General features: G+C 48.2%; 13 protein-coding genes, 1 tRNA gene, 1 other RNA gene, 1 pseudogene and 1 other annotated feature. Of the genes and pseudogenes, 13 read left to right on the top strand and 3 right to left on the bottom strand.

From position 1 onward, the window contains the following. Positions 1-171: 171 nt before the first annotated feature. From DFR62_RS17250 to DFR62_RS17240, 3 genes and pseudogenes are all read left to right on the top strand, one after another. Positions 172-648 (top strand): glutathione peroxidase, encoded by a 477-nt coding sequence (locus tag DFR62_RS17250; protein WP_058382260.1) that lies wholly within the window; start codon positions 172-174, stop codon positions 646-648. Between the two features lie 104 nt (positions 649-752). After that, positions 753-2,216, top strand: a pseudogene (guaB, locus tag DFR62_RS17245) (IMP dehydrogenase). Between the two features lie 102 nt (positions 2,217-2,318). Then, the gene (locus tag DFR62_RS17240; RefSeq protein ID WP_244201663.1) at positions 2,319-3,608 is read left to right on the top strand and encodes a D-alanyl-D-alanine carboxypeptidase family protein; all 1,290 of its coding nucleotides are present in this window, start codon (positions 2,319-2,321) and stop codon (positions 3,606-3,608) included. Between the two features lie 11 nt (positions 3,609-3,619). On the opposite strand, the gene pdxR is transcribed toward DFR62_RS17240, so the two are convergent. After that, complete coding sequence (gene pdxR, locus DFR62_RS17235; protein WP_121301406.1) at positions 3,620-5,044, bottom strand: MocR-like pyridoxine biosynthesis transcription factor PdxR; 1,425 nt, start codon at positions 5,042-5,044, stop codon at positions 3,620-3,622. Positions 5,045-5,148: 104 nt separating this feature from the next. Here pdxR and pdxS point away from each other — a divergent pair, with 104 nt between their 5' ends. The 4 genes from pdxS to DFR62_RS17215 all read left to right on the top strand — a co-directional run bounded on the left by pdxS (position 5,149) and on the right by DFR62_RS17215 (position 9,140). Then, on the top strand, positions 5,149-6,033 hold the full coding sequence (gene pdxS / locus DFR62_RS17230; protein ID WP_121301405.1) for a pyridoxal 5'-phosphate synthase lyase subunit PdxS: 885 nt from the start codon (positions 5,149-5,151) through the stop codon (positions 6,031-6,033). Between the two features lie 2 nt (positions 6,034-6,035). After that, a complete protein-coding gene (gene pdxT, locus DFR62_RS17225; RefSeq protein WP_121301404.1) occupies positions 6,036-6,641 on the top strand; it encodes a pyridoxal 5'-phosphate synthase glutaminase subunit PdxT in 606 nt (201 codons plus the stop codon). 11 nt (positions 6,642-6,652) lie between these two features. Next, positions 6,653-6,857, top strand: a binding site (T-box leader). A gap of 66 nt (positions 6,858-6,923) precedes the next feature. After that, positions 6,924-8,198, top strand: a complete 1,275-nt coding sequence (serS, locus tag DFR62_RS17220) for a serine--tRNA ligase (protein ID WP_121301403.1) — start codon at positions 6,924-6,926, stop codon at positions 8,196-8,198. A gap of 84 nt (positions 8,199-8,282) precedes the next feature. Then, positions 8,283-9,140 carry an alpha/beta fold hydrolase gene (locus DFR62_RS17215; protein ID WP_121301402.1) on the top strand — a complete coding sequence of 286 codons (858 nt, stop codon included), beginning with the start codon at positions 8,283-8,285 and terminating at the stop codon, positions 9,138-9,140. Positions 9,141-9,154: 14 nt separating this feature from the next. On the opposite strand, the gene tadA is transcribed toward DFR62_RS17215, so the two are convergent. Further along, entirely contained in the window at positions 9,155-9,646 is a 492-nt protein-coding gene (gene tadA / locus DFR62_RS17210) for a tRNA adenosine(34) deaminase TadA (RefSeq protein ID WP_121301401.1), read from the bottom strand. 163 nt (positions 9,647-9,809) lie between these two features. On the opposite strand from tadA, the gene DFR62_RS17205 reads away from it, so the two are divergent. Together DFR62_RS17205 and DFR62_RS17200 are read left to right on the top strand one after the other, a co-directional pair. Beyond that, positions 9,810-10,448: a deoxynucleoside kinase gene (locus DFR62_RS17205; RefSeq protein ID WP_112234005.1), complete on the top strand. Its 639-nt coding sequence runs from the start codon at positions 9,810-9,812 to the stop codon at positions 10,446-10,448. After that, positions 10,445-11,119: a deoxynucleoside kinase gene (locus DFR62_RS17200; RefSeq protein ID WP_121301400.1), complete on the top strand. Its 675-nt coding sequence runs from the start codon at positions 10,445-10,447 to the stop codon at positions 11,117-11,119. Before DFR62_RS17205 ends, DFR62_RS17200 begins: the two co-directional genes overlap by 4 nt. 175 nt (positions 11,120-11,294) lie before the next feature. Here DFR62_RS17200 and DFR62_RS17195 read toward each other — a convergent pair. Continuing rightward, positions 11,295-11,387, bottom strand: a tRNA-Ser gene (locus DFR62_RS17195). A gap of 181 nt (positions 11,388-11,568) precedes the next feature. Here DFR62_RS17195 and ffs point away from each other — a divergent pair. The 4 genes from ffs to recR all read left to right on the top strand — a co-directional run bounded on the left by ffs (position 11,569) and on the right by recR (position 14,686). Then, positions 11,569-11,834: signal recognition particle sRNA large type (ffs, locus tag DFR62_RS17190), an RNA gene on the top strand. A 152-nt stretch (positions 11,835-11,986) separates the two neighbouring features. Next, on the top strand, positions 11,987-13,723 hold the full coding sequence (dnaX, locus tag DFR62_RS17185) for a DNA polymerase III subunit gamma/tau (protein WP_058382251.1): 1,737 nt from the start codon (positions 11,987-11,989) through the stop codon (positions 13,721-13,723). Between the two features lie 29 nt (positions 13,724-13,752). Beyond that, positions 13,753-14,073 carry a YbaB/EbfC family nucleoid-associated protein gene (locus DFR62_RS17180; protein ID WP_121301399.1) on the top strand — a complete coding sequence of 107 codons (321 nt, stop codon included), beginning with the start codon at positions 13,753-13,755 and terminating at the stop codon, positions 14,071-14,073. Between the two features lie 13 nt (positions 14,074-14,086). Further along, the gene (recR, locus tag DFR62_RS17175) at positions 14,087-14,686 is read left to right on the top strand and encodes a recombination mediator RecR (protein ID WP_058382249.1); all 600 of its coding nucleotides are present in this window, start codon (positions 14,087-14,089) and stop codon (positions 14,684-14,686) included. Positions 14,687-15,047: the final 361 nt, after the last annotated feature.

Here is a 15,047-nt window from a genome sequence, read left to right as displayed (position 1 = left end):
GCCGATGGTAGTTGGGGGTTTCCCCCTGTGAGAGTAGGACGTCGCTGGGCAAGTAGAAAGGCCGTTACCGGTTCATTCCGGTAGCGGTCTTTTTTGTATGAAAGTTTTTCTTATTTCTTGTGAAGATAGTTTTTCAAAGGTAGGCTAAAGATAAGGAGAGGTGGAATGAAGATGAGTAATTTATATACTTATGAAGTAAAGCAAGCGGATGGCAACATGGAACAACTAGAAAATTTTAAGGGGAAGCCATTGGTTATTGTCAACACGGCAAGCAAATGCGGGCTAACTCCGCAGTTTGAGGGTTTACAGCATCTGTATGAGAAATATAAAGATCAAGGTTTAGAAATTCTCGGGTTTCCTAGCGGTCAATTCAATGATCAGGAATTCCACACGCAAAAGGAAACACAGGAGTTTTGTCGTAAGAATTACGGAGTGAGCTTTCCCGTCTTTTCTAAAATAGACGTAAATGGAGAACTTGCTGATCCACTTTTTAAGTATTTGACTTCCTGGGGTACAAATGACGTAAGTGGAGAGATTAAATGGAACTTTACTAAGTTTCTAATTGATCGCCAAGGAACTATTATTCAACGTTACGAACCTCAAGTTGAACCGGAACAAATGGAGAAAGATATACAGAAAATTTTATGATCCATTAGTCGGAATAGTTTTACTTTTGTCAGTTTCTTGACACCCCCTGAAACCGCTGATAACCTTACAATAATATTCAAAAGGAAGCAGGAGGCGTGTCAATTATGTGGGAATCAAAATTTCTTAAAGAAGGGTTAACCTTCGATGATGTATTGCTAGTGCCAGCTCATTCAGAAGTGTTGCCGAAGGATATTGATTTGTCAGTTGAACTGACGCCGAAAATCAAGTTGAACATTCCAATTATTAGTGCTGGGATGGACACTGTGACGGAAGCAAAAATGGCTATTTCAATGGCGCGTCAAGGCGGTCTTGGAGTCATTCATAAAAACATGAGCATTGAAGAGTAGGCTGAACAAGTAGTGACTGTCAAACGTTCGGAAAATGGAGTCATTACAGATCCTTTCTACCTGACTCCTCAACATCAGGTATATGATGCTGAACATTTGATGGGTAAATACCGTATTTCAGGTGTACCGATTGTACAGAGCGAAGATGACCTGACTTTAGTGGGTATCATTACAAACCGCGATCTCCGCTTTATCCAGGACTACTCTTTAGAGATTAAAGATGTAATGACAAAAGAGAAATTAGTAACTGCTCCTGTTGGAACGACTCTAGAAGATGCAGAGAAGATTCTCCAACAATATAAGATCGAGAAATTGCCGATTGTGGACCAAAATGGCATGCTAAAAGGTCTCATTACCATTAAAGACATTGAGAAAGTGATTGAGTTCCCGATTGCTGCAAAAGACGAACAGGGACGTTTGCTTGCTGGCGCTGCTGTTGGGGTTACCTCAGATACAATGAAGCGTGTCGAACAGCTAGTAAAAGCTCATGTGGATGTTATTGTTATTGATACGGCTCATGGCCATTCAGCAGGCGTACTGAACATGGTCAGCCAAATCCGTGAAGCATACCCTGAACTGACGATTGTGGCAGGGAATGTGGCTACTGCAAGTGGAACGAAAGCTTTGATTGAAGCTGGTGCTGATATCGTAAAAGTGGGCATTGGACCAGGTTCTATTTGTACGACACGCGTTGTTGCCGGTGTAGGAGTTCCGCAAATTACAGCGGTTTACGATTGCGCTACAGAAGCTCGCAAACACGGCAAGTCCATCATTGCAGACGGCGGCATTAAGTTCTCTGGAGATATCATCAAAGCGCTGGCAGCAGGCGGACATGTTGTCATGCTAGGCAGCTTGCTTGCAGGAACTACTGAAAGTCCAGGAGATACTGAAATCTTCCAGGGACGCCGCTTCAAAACTTATCGCGGCATGGGTTCAATTGCTTCTATGGAAAAAGGTTCGAAAGACCGTTATTTCCAAGATGAAGCAAAAAAATTGGTGCCAGAAGGAATTGAAGGGCGCTTGCCTTATAAAGGGCCGCTTACGGATACGATCCATCAATTGCTTGGAGGCATTCGCGCAGGCATGGGCTATTGTGGAACAAAAGACTTGCGGTCACTTCGTGAAGACGCACAGTTTATCCGCATGACCGGTGCTGGGTTAATCGAAAGCCACCCGCATGACGTACAAATTACAAAAGAATCACCGAATTATTCAATGTAAGATCAGACGCCTCCCTAGGTATTCCTAAGGAGGTATTTTTCGTTTTGCTTCCAGAGAATATGCTAAAATAGCAGAAGGAATGAATTGATGGAGGACAATCGAGTGAAAAGTTTAGTGAAATGGGTTCAAGTATTAATGATAATGGCTGTAGTTCTCATGATCGTGATGCCGAATCGCGTGCAGGCGGAAGAAACTGTTCCTGTATTGGCGGATGCAGCGATTGTGGTAGATTCAGAGACCGGACAGATTTTATACGGACAAAATGATAAAGCCGTGCTTGGCATCGCTTCTATGAGCAAAATGATGAGTGAATACCTCTTGTTTGAAGCGATCGAGGAAGGTGTCGTCAGTTGGGACGATGAATATGAAGTGACAGATTATAGCCACCGGATTTCGCAGGATTTACGCTTGAGCAATGTGCCACTGCGCCGGGATGGTTCCTATACAATGAAAGAGTTATATGAAGCAATGGCAATTTATTCGGCAAATGCAGCGACGATTGGCATTGCCGAAACGATTGCGGGTACTGAGAAAGAGTTCGTCCAAATGATGAATGATAAGGCGAAGGAAATGGGTATTGAAGATGCACATTTCGTCAATTCAACTGGCCTTAATAATTCATTTCTATTGGGCATGCACCCTGAGGGGACGGGAGAAGATGAAGAAAATACGATGTCTGCCCGTTCGGTTGCCATACTGACTAAAGCCTTGCTGGATGATTACCCCGAAATTCTGGATACTGCTAAAATTCCGGAATTGATGTTCCGGAAAGGAACGCCTGACCAGATCCGCATGGTCAATTGGAATACGATGCTTCCTGGGATGGACCATGAGTATGACGGAATGGATGGATTGAAAACAGGGACGACAGATTTTGCGGGCCATTCCTTCGCAGGAACTGCCAAACGTGACGGAATACGGTTGATTGCGGTAGTGATGAAAGCGGTCGATGCTGAAGGGGAGGGTTCCTACGATGCGCGTTTTAACGCAACGCGTGCATTGTTGGATTACGGCTTTGGATTTCAAGAAACGGAGATCATGAAAGCAGGTCAACAGTTTATGGGGCAGGAATCCCTCCCTGTAGCGAAAGGTGAAAAAGATCACGTCGCGGTCGCGGTTAAAGAACCGGTTCGTTTGCTGGTCCCATCCGCTCAGCAAGAAGCATACCGGACTGAGCTTGAATTAACAGCAGGAGCACCACTTGAGGCAGCTGTAGAGGAAGGCCAACTTGTAGGTAAGGTAAGAGTTTTGGATTCTGAAAACAATGAAGTGGAGTACTTGAAAGGCGAAAAGCCCGCTGCGGATGTAGCAGCGACAGAAACGGTAGAGCGCGCCAATTGGTTTGCCATTTCCATGAAAAGTGCTGCGGATTTCATTAAGGGGTTATTTTGAGAAAAACCAGCTCATCTTTTAGCAGATGAGCTGGTTTTTGTTATATTCCAGCATGCCATCAATTGGGTGATGCCTTGCTGGATTTCGCTTTCATCTAAACCTCCAAAACCGAGAACGATTTTTGATGAAGCCGATTTTTGCTTAAGCAGGTCGTAATTCTGCATCGCGAATACACGGATTCCGGCATCACTTGCCAAGGAAACTAAGTTTTGTTCCGTGCGTTCGGTATCGATGGTCAACACGACATGCATGCCTGCTTGCTCGCCGGAAACAGTCACTAGTGGTTGATAAGGGACAAGTGCTTGTGTCAGACATTCGAGCTTTTTCCGGTACAGTTTGCGCATGCGGTTTAAATGTCTGGAGAAATGGCCTTTTTGCATGAATGTCGCGACGATTTGTTGGTCGATGCGTGGCACGGTGGACGTGTAATGCAAAAAGGTCTTTCGGTAGGCGTTCAACAGCCTTGGCGGCAGCACGAGATAGGCAATGCGCAACGAGGGCATGATTGATTTGGAGAAAGTACTGATATAGATGACCCGACCGCCGACGTCCATGCTTTGCAGGGCAGGGATCGGCTGGCTCGTGTAGCGGAATTCGCTGTCGTAATCGTCTTCGATGATATAGCGTTCGGGACTTGCGGCCGCCCAGTTCAATAGCTGTGCGCGGCGTGTGGCGCTTAAAATCGAGCCTGTCGGGAATTGGTGGGACGGGGTGACGTAGGCGATGTCGACGACGGTTTTGTCGAGTTCCTGCACATCGATGCCGTCTTCATCGACTGCAATCGGGAAGGCCTGTCTGTCATCGTGTTCGAAAATGCTATGGGTTAAGGCATATCCAGGGTTTTCAAAGCCGAAGCTCAAGTTTTTATCGAAGAGCCGGATCAGCAATGGCATCAATTGTTCGGTCCCGGATCCGACGATGATTTGTTCGGGTTTGCACACGACACCGCGGGATTGGTATAAATAACGGGCGATTTCAGCGCGCAGCGACTCGTCTCCCTGCGGATGGCCAGCGAGCAGGAGTTCATGGTTTTCTTCATCGATCACTTCGCGTGCCGTTTTGCGCCATGTCGGGAATGGGAATGAACGGGTATCGATGCGCGCTGGGTTAAAGTCATATACATAAGTGGGTTTTGGTACATCGCGGATAGCTGTTTCTTCTTGAGGCAGATCCAAATAAGCCAGTTCTTCCACCGGCATCGTGAAAAATCCTTTTCGAGGGCGTGGTTCAATAAAACCTTCTGCGACTAATTGGGAATAGGCCAGTTCGACGGTGGTCTGGCTGATCTGCAGATAATCCGCCAGTTTGCGCTTGCTCGGCAGCTTGGTATCGACCGCAATTTTACCGGCCGTGATGGCGGTGCGGATTTCTCGATAAAGCTGCTTATATAGTGGTGTGGTTGATTGTTTTTGTAATTGGAACATGAGCATATCCATTGGGGTTCCTCCAACTGACCTTTTAAATTAACGTAAACTGAGTCTTTTTATATGGTCACAGTTTATTATACTGGAAACAACCAACAAAAGGGAGGAATTTTCAGATGAGTGAAAAAGGCACAGATCGAGTGAAGCGTGGAATGGCAGAAATGCAAAAAGGCGGCGTTATCATGGACGTGGTCAATGCAGAACAGGCGAAAATTGCAGAAGCGGCAGGGGCGACGGCTGTCATGGCGCTTGAGCGCGTTCCATCCGATATCCGCAAAGAAGGCGGCGTTGCCCGTATGGCGGACCCGCGCATCACGGAAGAAGTGATGAATGCCGTATCAATTCCGGTCATGGCAAAAGCGCGTATCGGCCACATTACAGAAGCACGCGTGCTAGAAGCGATGGGCGTCGATTATATCGACGAAAGCGAAGTGCTGACACCGGCGGATGAGGAATTTCACTTGCTGAAAAATGATTACACGGTGCCGTTCGTCTGTGGCTGCCGCAATATCGGGGAAGCGGCACGACGCATCGGAGAAGGGGCATCGATGCTGCGCACGAAAGGCGAACCGGGCACAGGAAATATCGTCGAAGCAGTGCGCCATTTGCGCCAAGTGAATGCCGAAGTGCGCAATATTGTTGCAATGGGCGAAGACGAACTGATGACAGCCGCGAGAGACTTAGGTGCGTCTTATGAGTTTTTGAGAGAAGTGAAATTGCTCGGCCGTTTGCCGGTCGTCAACTTTGCTGCAGGGGGCATCGCGACGCCAGCGGATGCAGCGCTCATGATGGAACTTGGGGCGGACGGCGTTTTTGTCGGATCCGGCATCTTTAAATCCGACCAGCCGGAACGTTTTGCGCGTGCCATCGTAGAAGCGACGGCTCATTATCAGGATTATGCGTTGATTGCGAAACTGTCGAAAGATCTTGGGCCGGCAATGAAAGGCTTGGAAATGGCGACAATCGGTGCGGCGGACCGCATGCAGGAAAGAAGCTGGTAACGATGAAAATCGGTGTATTGGCACTGCAAGGAGCGGTGCGTGAACATGTACAGGCGATTCAGGCATGCGGTGCGGAGGCTGTTGTGGTGAAGAAAGCAGCCGAGTTGGCAGACCTTGATGGGTTGGTGCTGCCGGGTGGAGAAAGCACGGCGATGCGCCGTTTAATTGATCGTGCGGAGTTGATGGAACCATTAAGAGAATTTGCTGATTCTGGAAAGCCGATGTTCGGCACTTGTGCAGGGCTCGTGCTGCTGGCAAAAGAAATTGATGGGCAGGAAGCTGCGCATCTCGGCGTCATGGACATGACCGTGGCGCGCAACTCCTTCGGCAGGCAAGTGGACAGTTTTGAAGCAGATCTGGATATTGTGGGAATTGACGCGCCGTTTCCGGCAGTATTTATCCGTGCCCCGCATATCGTGCGTGCTGGTGTGGATGTGGAAGTTTTGTGTGAATACGAGGGGCGCATTGTGTTGGCGCGGAGCGGGCCGTTCCTTGGCTGTTCATTCCATCCGGAACTGACCGGAGACCACCGGCTGATGCAATTGTTTTTGGACATGGTCGAAAACAGGGAACTCTTGCCAACCGAAGCGCACTATAGTAAAATATGAATAATTTCAAAGAAGAAACGTTGATGGGAATAGTAAAGCGCAGTTTTTCTGTAAGAGAGCCGGTGGTTGGTGTGAACCGGCGTCAAACGCGTTTGAATCCACCCCGGAGTTGCATGGCGATGAGCCAGTGCCGGTTTTAATGCCGTTATGTGATGAAGAGGATTGGCCTTTTGCCGATCAATCAGGGTGGCAACGCGGGTAGCTCTCGTCCCTTTACCAGGGGACGGGGGCTATTTTTGCGTTGTTTTTTCTTATTTGACGAATACTTAAGGAGGAATTTCTATGTTGGATATCCGTTTTGTACGGGAAAATTTTGAACAAGTGAAAACGAAGCTCGGAAAGCGCGGGGAAGACATTTCCGTACTCGATGATTTCGGGGCGCTCGACCAGAAGCGTCGTGAACTGATCGTCCAGACCGAGAAATTGAAAGCAGAGCGCAACGAAGCGTCCCAGCAGATCGCTGTCATGAAGCGCAACAAGGAAAATGCGGACGAGGCGATCGCGAAAACACGCGAAGTCGGCGACCAGATCAAAGCGATCGACGATGAGCTGCGCGAAGTGGAAGAAAAACTTGACTACATCATGATGCGCGTGCCGAACATTCCGCACGACAGCGTGCCGTTCGGCGATTCTGAAGACGATAATGAAGAAATCCGTACATGGGGCGAAAAGCCGGAGTTTGGCTTTGAAGCGAAGCCGCATTGGGACATCGCGACCGATTTGAACATCGTCGATTTCGAGCGTGCCGCGAAAGTGACGGGCAGCCGTTTCGTGTTCTACCGCGGGCTTGGCGCACGCCTTGAGCGTGCACTCATCAATTTCATGATGGACCTTCACCAGGAGGAGCATGGCTACGAGGAAATGCTGCCGCCATATATGGTCAACCGCGAAAGCTTGACGGGCACTGGGCAATTGCCGAAATTCGAGGAAGATGCGTTCTTGATCGAGAAGGAAGATTATTTCCTCATCCCGACTTCTGAAGTGCCGGTGACGAACTTCTACCGTGATGATATTTTAACGGCGGATATGCTGCCGCAAGCTTTCGCTTCTTACAGCGCGAATTTCCGCTCTGAAGCGGGTTCTGCAGGACGCGATACGCGTGGCTTGATCCGTCAGCATCAATTCAATAAAGTTGAGCTGGTGCGCTTTGTGAAACCGGAAGATTCTTATGACGAGCTTGAGAAACTGACGGGCCATGCAGAGAAAGTGTTGCAGCTGTTGGGCCTTCCATACCGCGTCTTGAAGATGTGCACGGCAGACCTTGGCTTTACTGCAGCGAAGAAGTACGATATTGAAGTATGGATTCCGACGCAGGAGACGTACCGTGAAATTTCTTCTTGCTCAAACTTTGAAGATTTCCAGGCGCGCCGCGCGAACATCAAGTTCCGCCGCGAAGCGAAAGGCAAGCCGGAATTCGTCCATACGCTAAACGGCAGCGGACTCGCTGTCGGGCGGACTGTGGCGGCATTGCTTGAGAACTACCAGCAGGAAGATGGCTCTGTTGCCATTCCTGAAGTCTTGCAACCTTATATGGGCGGAAAAACGACGATCCGCTGAACGAAAAGACCCGAATGGATTTCGGGTCTTTTTTTTTTTGCAGTAAACGGGTAAACAATAAGAAACGTGAAAGGAGCGGTTTAAATGCAAGAAGTGGAATTTCACTTGATTGAAACCAATGGCATTCGCCTGCACGCAGCGGTAGCAGGACCGGAAGATGGGGAACTTGTGGTATTGCTTCACGGATTTCCGGAATTTTCCTATGGCTTCCATCACCAAATGGAAGAATTGGCCGCCTCGGGTTATCGAGTCGCCGTACCGGATCAGCGCGGCTATCATTTGAGCGATAAGCCGGAACAAATAGAAGACTACACGATTAATAAGCTAAGCGATGATATTGCCGGTTTGATTGAAGCATTCGGGGAAACTTCGGCGATTGTTATCGGCCATGATTGGGGAGGGGCGGTCGCCTGGCATTTGGCAGCAAGCAAGCCGGACTACGTTAAAAAGCTGATCGCTATCAATATTCCCCATCCGACAGCCATGCCACGTGTTTTCATGAAAAACCCGCTGCAATGGCTGAAAAGTTCATACATGGCGTTTTTCCAGCTCCCGGAAGTGCCGGAGAAGCTGATGGCTGCAAACGATTTTGAATCGATCAAACAGGCGATGAAAGGGACTGCAAGGCCGGATGCATTCACAGACCAAGAACTTGAACGGTACAAAGATGCGTGGAGCCAGCCAGGCGCTTTAACGGGCATGCTCAATTGGTACCGGGCAATCCGAAAAGGGAGTCTCCTGCAAATGCCAAAAGCCCCGCTGCGCATGCCGGTGCGCATCATCTGGGGTCTCGGCGACCAGTTTCTGTCGCCGATGCTTGCAACTGAAAGCTTGAAATTCTGTGAGAACGCCGAACTTGTTTGGGTCGGCGAGGCGACGCATTGGGTGCATCATGAGCAGCCGGAGATTGTGAATCGGTTGATTAAGGAATTTTTGACATAGAAAAACGGAAAACCCTAGGCTTGGGTTTTCCGTTTATTTTTATTGCGTGCGCGCAAATCGCGGAAAAACTGGGTGAGCAAGCCGCCGCACTCATCCGCCATGACATTTTCGGTCACTTCGCATTGATGGTTGAAGCGCTCGTCGTTCAGCAGGCGGTACAGCGAATCGACGCAGCCTGCTTTACTATCGCGGGCACCGTAGACGATATGCGGGATGCGCGATTGCAGAATGGCGCCGGCGCACATCGGGCAAGGCTCTAACGTAACGTAAAGCTTTGTGTCTTCAAGCCGCCAATTGTCGAGTGCTTCACAGGCTTGCTGGATTGCGAGCAATTCGGCGTGTGTCACCGCATTACGCGTCGTTTCGCGCAAATTGTGGGCACGCGCAATGACGCGGTCGCCTTGAATGATAATAGCGCCGATCGGTACCTCGCCTTTTTGGGCTGCTTTTTGGGCTTCTTCAATCGCCAGCCCCATAAAATAATGGTCTTTTTCCATTCCGTTCATGATTCATCGCTCCTCGACTTTCAGTGTATCATCTTTTCGTCCTGACAAAGCACTACAAAGCCGTACACAATTTGGAACGCCATTTGGCTCTACTTTTACTTTTGGAGATATGGTAAAATAAATGGCATTGCATTTTACTTGAATCGAAGAAGGGGGACTTCTTGTGCCGGTGCCATTTATCACCGTAGAAGGTCCGATCGGAGTGGGGAAAACCTCGCTGACGAAAGCACTTTCGGAGCAACACCAGTTTCAATTGCTGAAGGAAATCGTGGATGAAAATCCGTTTTTGAATAAATTTTACGAAGATATCGAGGAATGGAGCTTCCAGACGGAAATGTTCTTCCTGTGCAATCGCTATAAGCAATTGAGCGATATCCAAAAGAAATTCATCTCCAACCAGGAGCCGGTCGTTGCGGACTATCATATCTTCAAAAACTTGATTTTCGCCAAACGGACGCTGCCTGAAGAAGAGTATGCCAAATACGAAGCGATCTATAAAATCTTGACGGCCGATATGCCGAAGCCGAATATGGTTATTTATTTGCACGCGAGCCTCGACACCTTGATGAAGCGCATTAAATTGCGCGGCCGTGAATTCGAACAGATGATCACGCCTGATTACATGGAGCAATTGTCTGCAGACTACCATGAATTCATCGAACGTTTCGAACGCGAGCATCCGGAAATTCCGGTATTGCGCTTTAACGGAGACAAACTTGATTTTGTGCAAAACCGTTCCGACCTCGAAGTGATTCTCACTCATGTGGAAGGCACGCTTGAAAAAAGGAGCTTATCAATATGAATGAAAATTTACGAGACAAGTACGGCATTCCGAAAGATGCCGTCATCACCATCGCCGGAACGGTCGGCGTTGGCAAATCGACAATGACCAAAGCACTTGCAGATTCACTGCAATTCCGTACATCTTTTGAAAACGTAGACGGTAACCCGTATCTTGATTTGTTTTACGACGATTTCGAGAAATGGAGCTTCCATCTGCAAATCTATTTCCTGGCAGAGCGTTTTAAAGAGCAAAAGCGGATGTTTGAATACGGCGGCGGCTTTATCCAAGACCGCTCGATATACGAAGACACCGGCATTTTTGCAAAGATGCATCAGGAAAAAGGCACGATGAATGAAGTCGACTACGAGACCTATACCAACTTATTCGATGCGATGGTCATGACGCCTTATTTCCCGCATCCGGATTTATTGATTTACTTAGAAGGCTCGATTGACGATATTCTGGGACGCATCCAAGAGCGTGGCCGCGCAATGGAACAGCAGACGCCTGTTGAATACTGGCTGGAAATGCACGAACGCTACGAACGCTGGATCGACTCGTTCAACGCTTGTCCTGTGCTGCGCCTCAACATCAATGACTATGATTTGATGAACGATCCGGATTGTTCAGAGCAAATCGTGGAACGCATCGGCAAATTCATGCAGCAGACCGCTGTATTGAAACGCTAAAAAAGCGGAGACAATTGTCTCCGCCTTTTTTATTTCCCAGGAAATAAGGACAACAAAAAAACTCACAGAATTGATCTGTGAGTTTTTTATAATATTCAGACACACGATTGTTAAGAAAAATTCGTTACCGAAGCAACGAATCAATCTCTATCTACATGCGCGTAGTATTCAAAAATGGAGGAGGAAGAGGGATTCGAACCCCCGCGGGATTTGACTCCCCTGTCGGTTTTCAAGACCGATCCCTTCAGCCAAACTTGGGTATTCCTCCGTGTTGGACAAGATATAATTTATCACGGATTTAAAAGCCCGTCAACAGTTTTGAAAGAAAAAATTATGTTTTTTACAGAAAGCGATAGAAAGGTCGGTTCATGAAGATAATCGCCGCCTGTTTTACGCGCTATTAACTTTATGTTTGATTTTTCCTCCAGCACTCCGTATACTAGTAAATGCCGTGCTAGGTGGGAAGGTAGCGGTGTCCTGTAACCTGCAATCCGCTCTAGCAGGACTGAATTCCTTTCTGAGGCTGTTTGTATGCAAGGTCTGCCTCATGCACGTAGTGTTGACATCTGGGTCCTGCGCAATGGAAACCCATGAACCATGTCAGGTCCGGAAGGAAGCAGCATTAAGTGGTACTTTCTATGTGCCGCGGGGTTGCCTAGATCGAGCCAACGACATGAGTAACGCTTGTGTACAGCAGTCGAAGAAAGGTGCACGGCTTAACCTAAATGATCCAAACCTGTCCGCAGCTTGCGGGCAGGTTTTTTTCTGTCCAGAATGTGTGGCGCCCGGTGAAATGATTCGGGAACAAGGCCCTTTTATGGTATAATGAAAGGACGGAACATAGACTTTTTAAAAGGGGAGAACAAGGTGGCGTATCAAGCTTTTTACCGTGTGTACAGACCGCGGACTTTCTCGGAAATGACCGGCCAGACGCATGTCAAACAAACCCTTCAGAATGCTCTCCTTTATGATAAAACGACCCACGCGTATTTATTCTCAGGCCCTCGGGGTACCGGGAAGACGAGTGCGGCGAAAATTTTCGCTAAAGCGCTGAATTGCGAACAAGCCCCAGCAGCGGAACCGTGCAATGAATGTTCTTCTTGCCGGAGCATCGACGAAGGCTCGAATACAGACGTCATCGAATTCGATGCGGCTTCCAATTCACGGGTTGAGGAAATGCGGGAAATTATCGAGAAAGTTCGTTTTTCTCCAGCTAACTCCCGGTTCAAAGTTTATATCATTGATGAAGTGCATATGTTGTCGAACAGCGCCTTCAACGCATTGTTGAAAACATTGGAAGAACCGCCGGAACACGTCGTCTTCATTTTGGCGACGACCGAGCCGCATAAATTGCCGCTGACGATCATTTCCCGTTGCCAGCGGTTCGATTTCAAATCGCATACACAAGCGGACATCGTCGCGCGAATGATCACCGTCTTGGAAGATGCTAAGATTCCTTATAATGAGCAAGTGTTGAAAATCATCGCCCAGGCAGCAGCGGGTGGCATGCGTGATGCGCTCAGCCTGCTCGACCAAGTTGTATCGTTCAGCGGAGATGAAATGACCATTGAAGATGCGCTTCTGGTTACGGGTTCCATCAGCCAGGATATGTTTTACGGCATTGCCGAAGCATTGTTGAAGAAAGACGTCGGGCAAGCGTTGACCTTGCTTGAGCAATTGGTGCGTGACGGCAAAGACCCGGTGCGCTTAGTGGAAGATTTCATTACCTTCTTCCGCGACTTATTGCTGATTCAAACGGCGCCAGGGTTGCGCGACATGCTGGAGCTTGCCGCTTTCGAACCGCGTTTCGAAGAACTGGCAGAACAGTTTGAAGCGTCGACACTTTATGACTGGATCGACATTTTAACAAAGACCCAGCAAGAGATGCGCTTCTCCAACCATACGAAAATCTATATGGAAACCGCACTCCTGAAAATGGTGCAAGCAGACGCCCCCGTCCAAACCATCGGGGCAGGTGCACCCTCTCCTGAACTTGAAGCGAAAGTCGCGAGCCTCGAGCAATTGGTACGCGAACTTCAGCAACAAATGAAGGAAGGCGGCGGCTCGAATAATGCGGCGCCTCAAGCCGAGCAGAAAAAGCGGCAGCGTTCGCAAAGCGCCTTTAAAATTCCAACTGGCCGCATTCAGGAAGTGCTGAAGAATGCAACGAAACCAGATATCCAGGCGATCAAAACTAATTGGGCCACCGTGATGGGGCAACTGCAGCGCTCGCATTCGGCATTGCTTAACGATGCCGAGCCAGTAGCGGCATCCCCGGATGCTTTTGTGTTAAAATTCAAGTATGATATTCATTGCCAGATGGCTTCTGAAAATCAGACTTTTGCTGCAGCGTTCAGCCAATTGCTCGAGCAGTATACGGGCAAGGCTTACACGCCGGTTTATGTGCCGGACGCCAATTGGCTGAAAATCCGTGAAGAGTTTATCCGCAACGGCGGCTTGAAAAATGAAGGCGACGCGCAGGAACCGGAAGGACAGGAAGAGAATCCGTTTTCCGGTGACGGCGCAAGCCCTGAAGAAGATCCATTCGTCTCTGAGGCGGAGCGGCTCTTCGGCAAGGATTTCGTTGAAGTCCATGATGACTAACGAATACAAAATTTGAGGAGGAACCAATTATGCGTGGTGGAGGAAATATGCAAGGTATGATGAAGCAAATGCAAAAAATGCAAAAACAAATGGCGGAGGCTCAAGAAGAGCTCGGCACATTGAAATTTGAAGGAACAGCAGGCGGCGGAATGGTCAAAGTAACCGTTTCCGGCCATAAAGAAGTTCTTGATATCGCATTGGATCCGACAGTCGTAGACCCGGAAGATGTTGAAATGCTGCAAGATACATTGATCGTTGCAACAAACGAAGCGTTTAAAAAAGCGGACGAGCATGCGAATTCCACAATGGGGAAATTCACGAAAGGCTTGAATATCCCAGGCATGTTCTAGGAGGTAAGCGATAATGCACTACCCGGAACCTATTTCCAAATTGATGGAGAGTTTTATGAAGTTGCCAGGGATCGGGCCGAAAACAGCGGCCCGGCTGGCATTTTTTGTGCTCGGCATGAAAGAAGACACCGTGCTTGATTTTGCGAAAGCATTGGTCGACGCCAAACGCAATTTGAGCTTTTGCTCAGTCTGCGGCCACATTACGGATGTCGACCCGTGCCAGATTTGCCAGGATACAAGCCGCGACCGTTCGATGATCTGTGTGGTCCAGGATCCGAAAGACGTCATCGCGATGGAAAAGATGCGCGATTACACGGGTCTTTATCACGTACTGCAAGGTGCCATTTCACCAATGGATGGCATCGGGCCGGAAGATATCAACGTACCATCACTTTTGACCCGTCTTCAAGACGAGCAAGTAAAAGAACTGATTTTGGCGACGAACCCGACGATCGAAGGGGAAGCGACCGCTATGTATATCTCACGGCTAGTAAGGCCATCCGGCATCCGGACTACGCGTATTGCACACGGGCTTCCAGTTGGAGGCGACTTGGAGTATGCGGATGAAGTCACATTATCCAAAGCTCTCGAAGGCCGTCGCGAACTTTCCTAAGCTCTTGATAAATGGTAAATATTCTGACAAATAATGATATTTGTATAATTATTCCGTTTGATTTTAATGGAAGCTTATTATAGAAGAAAGTTGTTTGATCCATCTGTTTCAGAGGGGTGAACAACTTCTTTTTTTGTATGAAAAGAGTGGCGGGAATCAAGAAAGGTTTTTAAATATAATTTAATTTACCAAAAGTGTTGACTTTCTAAAGGGTGTGCTTTAATATAGTAAGAGTCGTCAGGAACGACAGCAAACATGAACCTTGAAAACTGAACAGCAAAACGTCAACAATACAGTCGCGAGTGATCGCGGCAAACGTACTGATCAGCTTCGGCAGATCAAGCGAATCGCGCGTCTTTCG

Source organism: Planococcus citreus (genome assembly GCF_003664125.1).
GTDB lineage: Bacteria > Bacillota > Bacilli > Bacillales_A > Planococcaceae > Planococcus > Planococcus citreus.
This window is presented reverse-complemented; position numbering and strand designations above follow the sequence as displayed.

Coding starts and splice junctions, on each gene's coding strand:
- DFR62_RS17180 (WP_121301399.1), top strand. CDS start 13,753: ATGCGTGGTGGAGGAAATATGCAAGGTATGATGAAGCAAATGCAAAAA.
- pdxT (WP_121301404.1), top strand. CDS start 6,036: ATGAAAATCGGTGTATTGGCACTGCAAGGAGCGGTGCGTGAACATGTA.
- DFR62_RS17215 (WP_121301402.1), top strand. CDS start 8,283: ATGCAAGAAGTGGAATTTCACTTGATTGAAACCAATGGCATTCGCCTG.
- recR (WP_058382249.1), top strand. CDS start 14,087: ATGCACTACCCGGAACCTATTTCCAAATTGATGGAGAGTTTTATGAAG.
- pdxS (WP_121301405.1), top strand. CDS start 5,149: ATGAGTGAAAAAGGCACAGATCGAGTGAAGCGTGGAATGGCAGAAATG.
- DFR62_RS17200 (WP_121301400.1), top strand. CDS start 10,445: ATGAATGAAAATTTACGAGACAAGTACGGCATTCCGAAAGATGCCGTC.
- DFR62_RS17250 (WP_058382260.1), top strand. CDS start 172: ATGAGTAATTTATATACTTATGAAGTAAAGCAAGCGGATGGCAACATG.
- serS (WP_121301403.1), top strand. CDS start 6,924: ATGTTGGATATCCGTTTTGTACGGGAAAATTTTGAACAAGTGAAAACG.
- pdxR (WP_121301406.1), bottom strand. CDS start 5,044: ATGGATATGCTCATGTTCCAATTACAAAAACAATCAACCACACCACTA.
- tadA (WP_121301401.1), bottom strand. CDS start 9,646: ATGAACGGAATGGAAAAAGACCATTATTTTATGGGGCTGGCGATTGAA.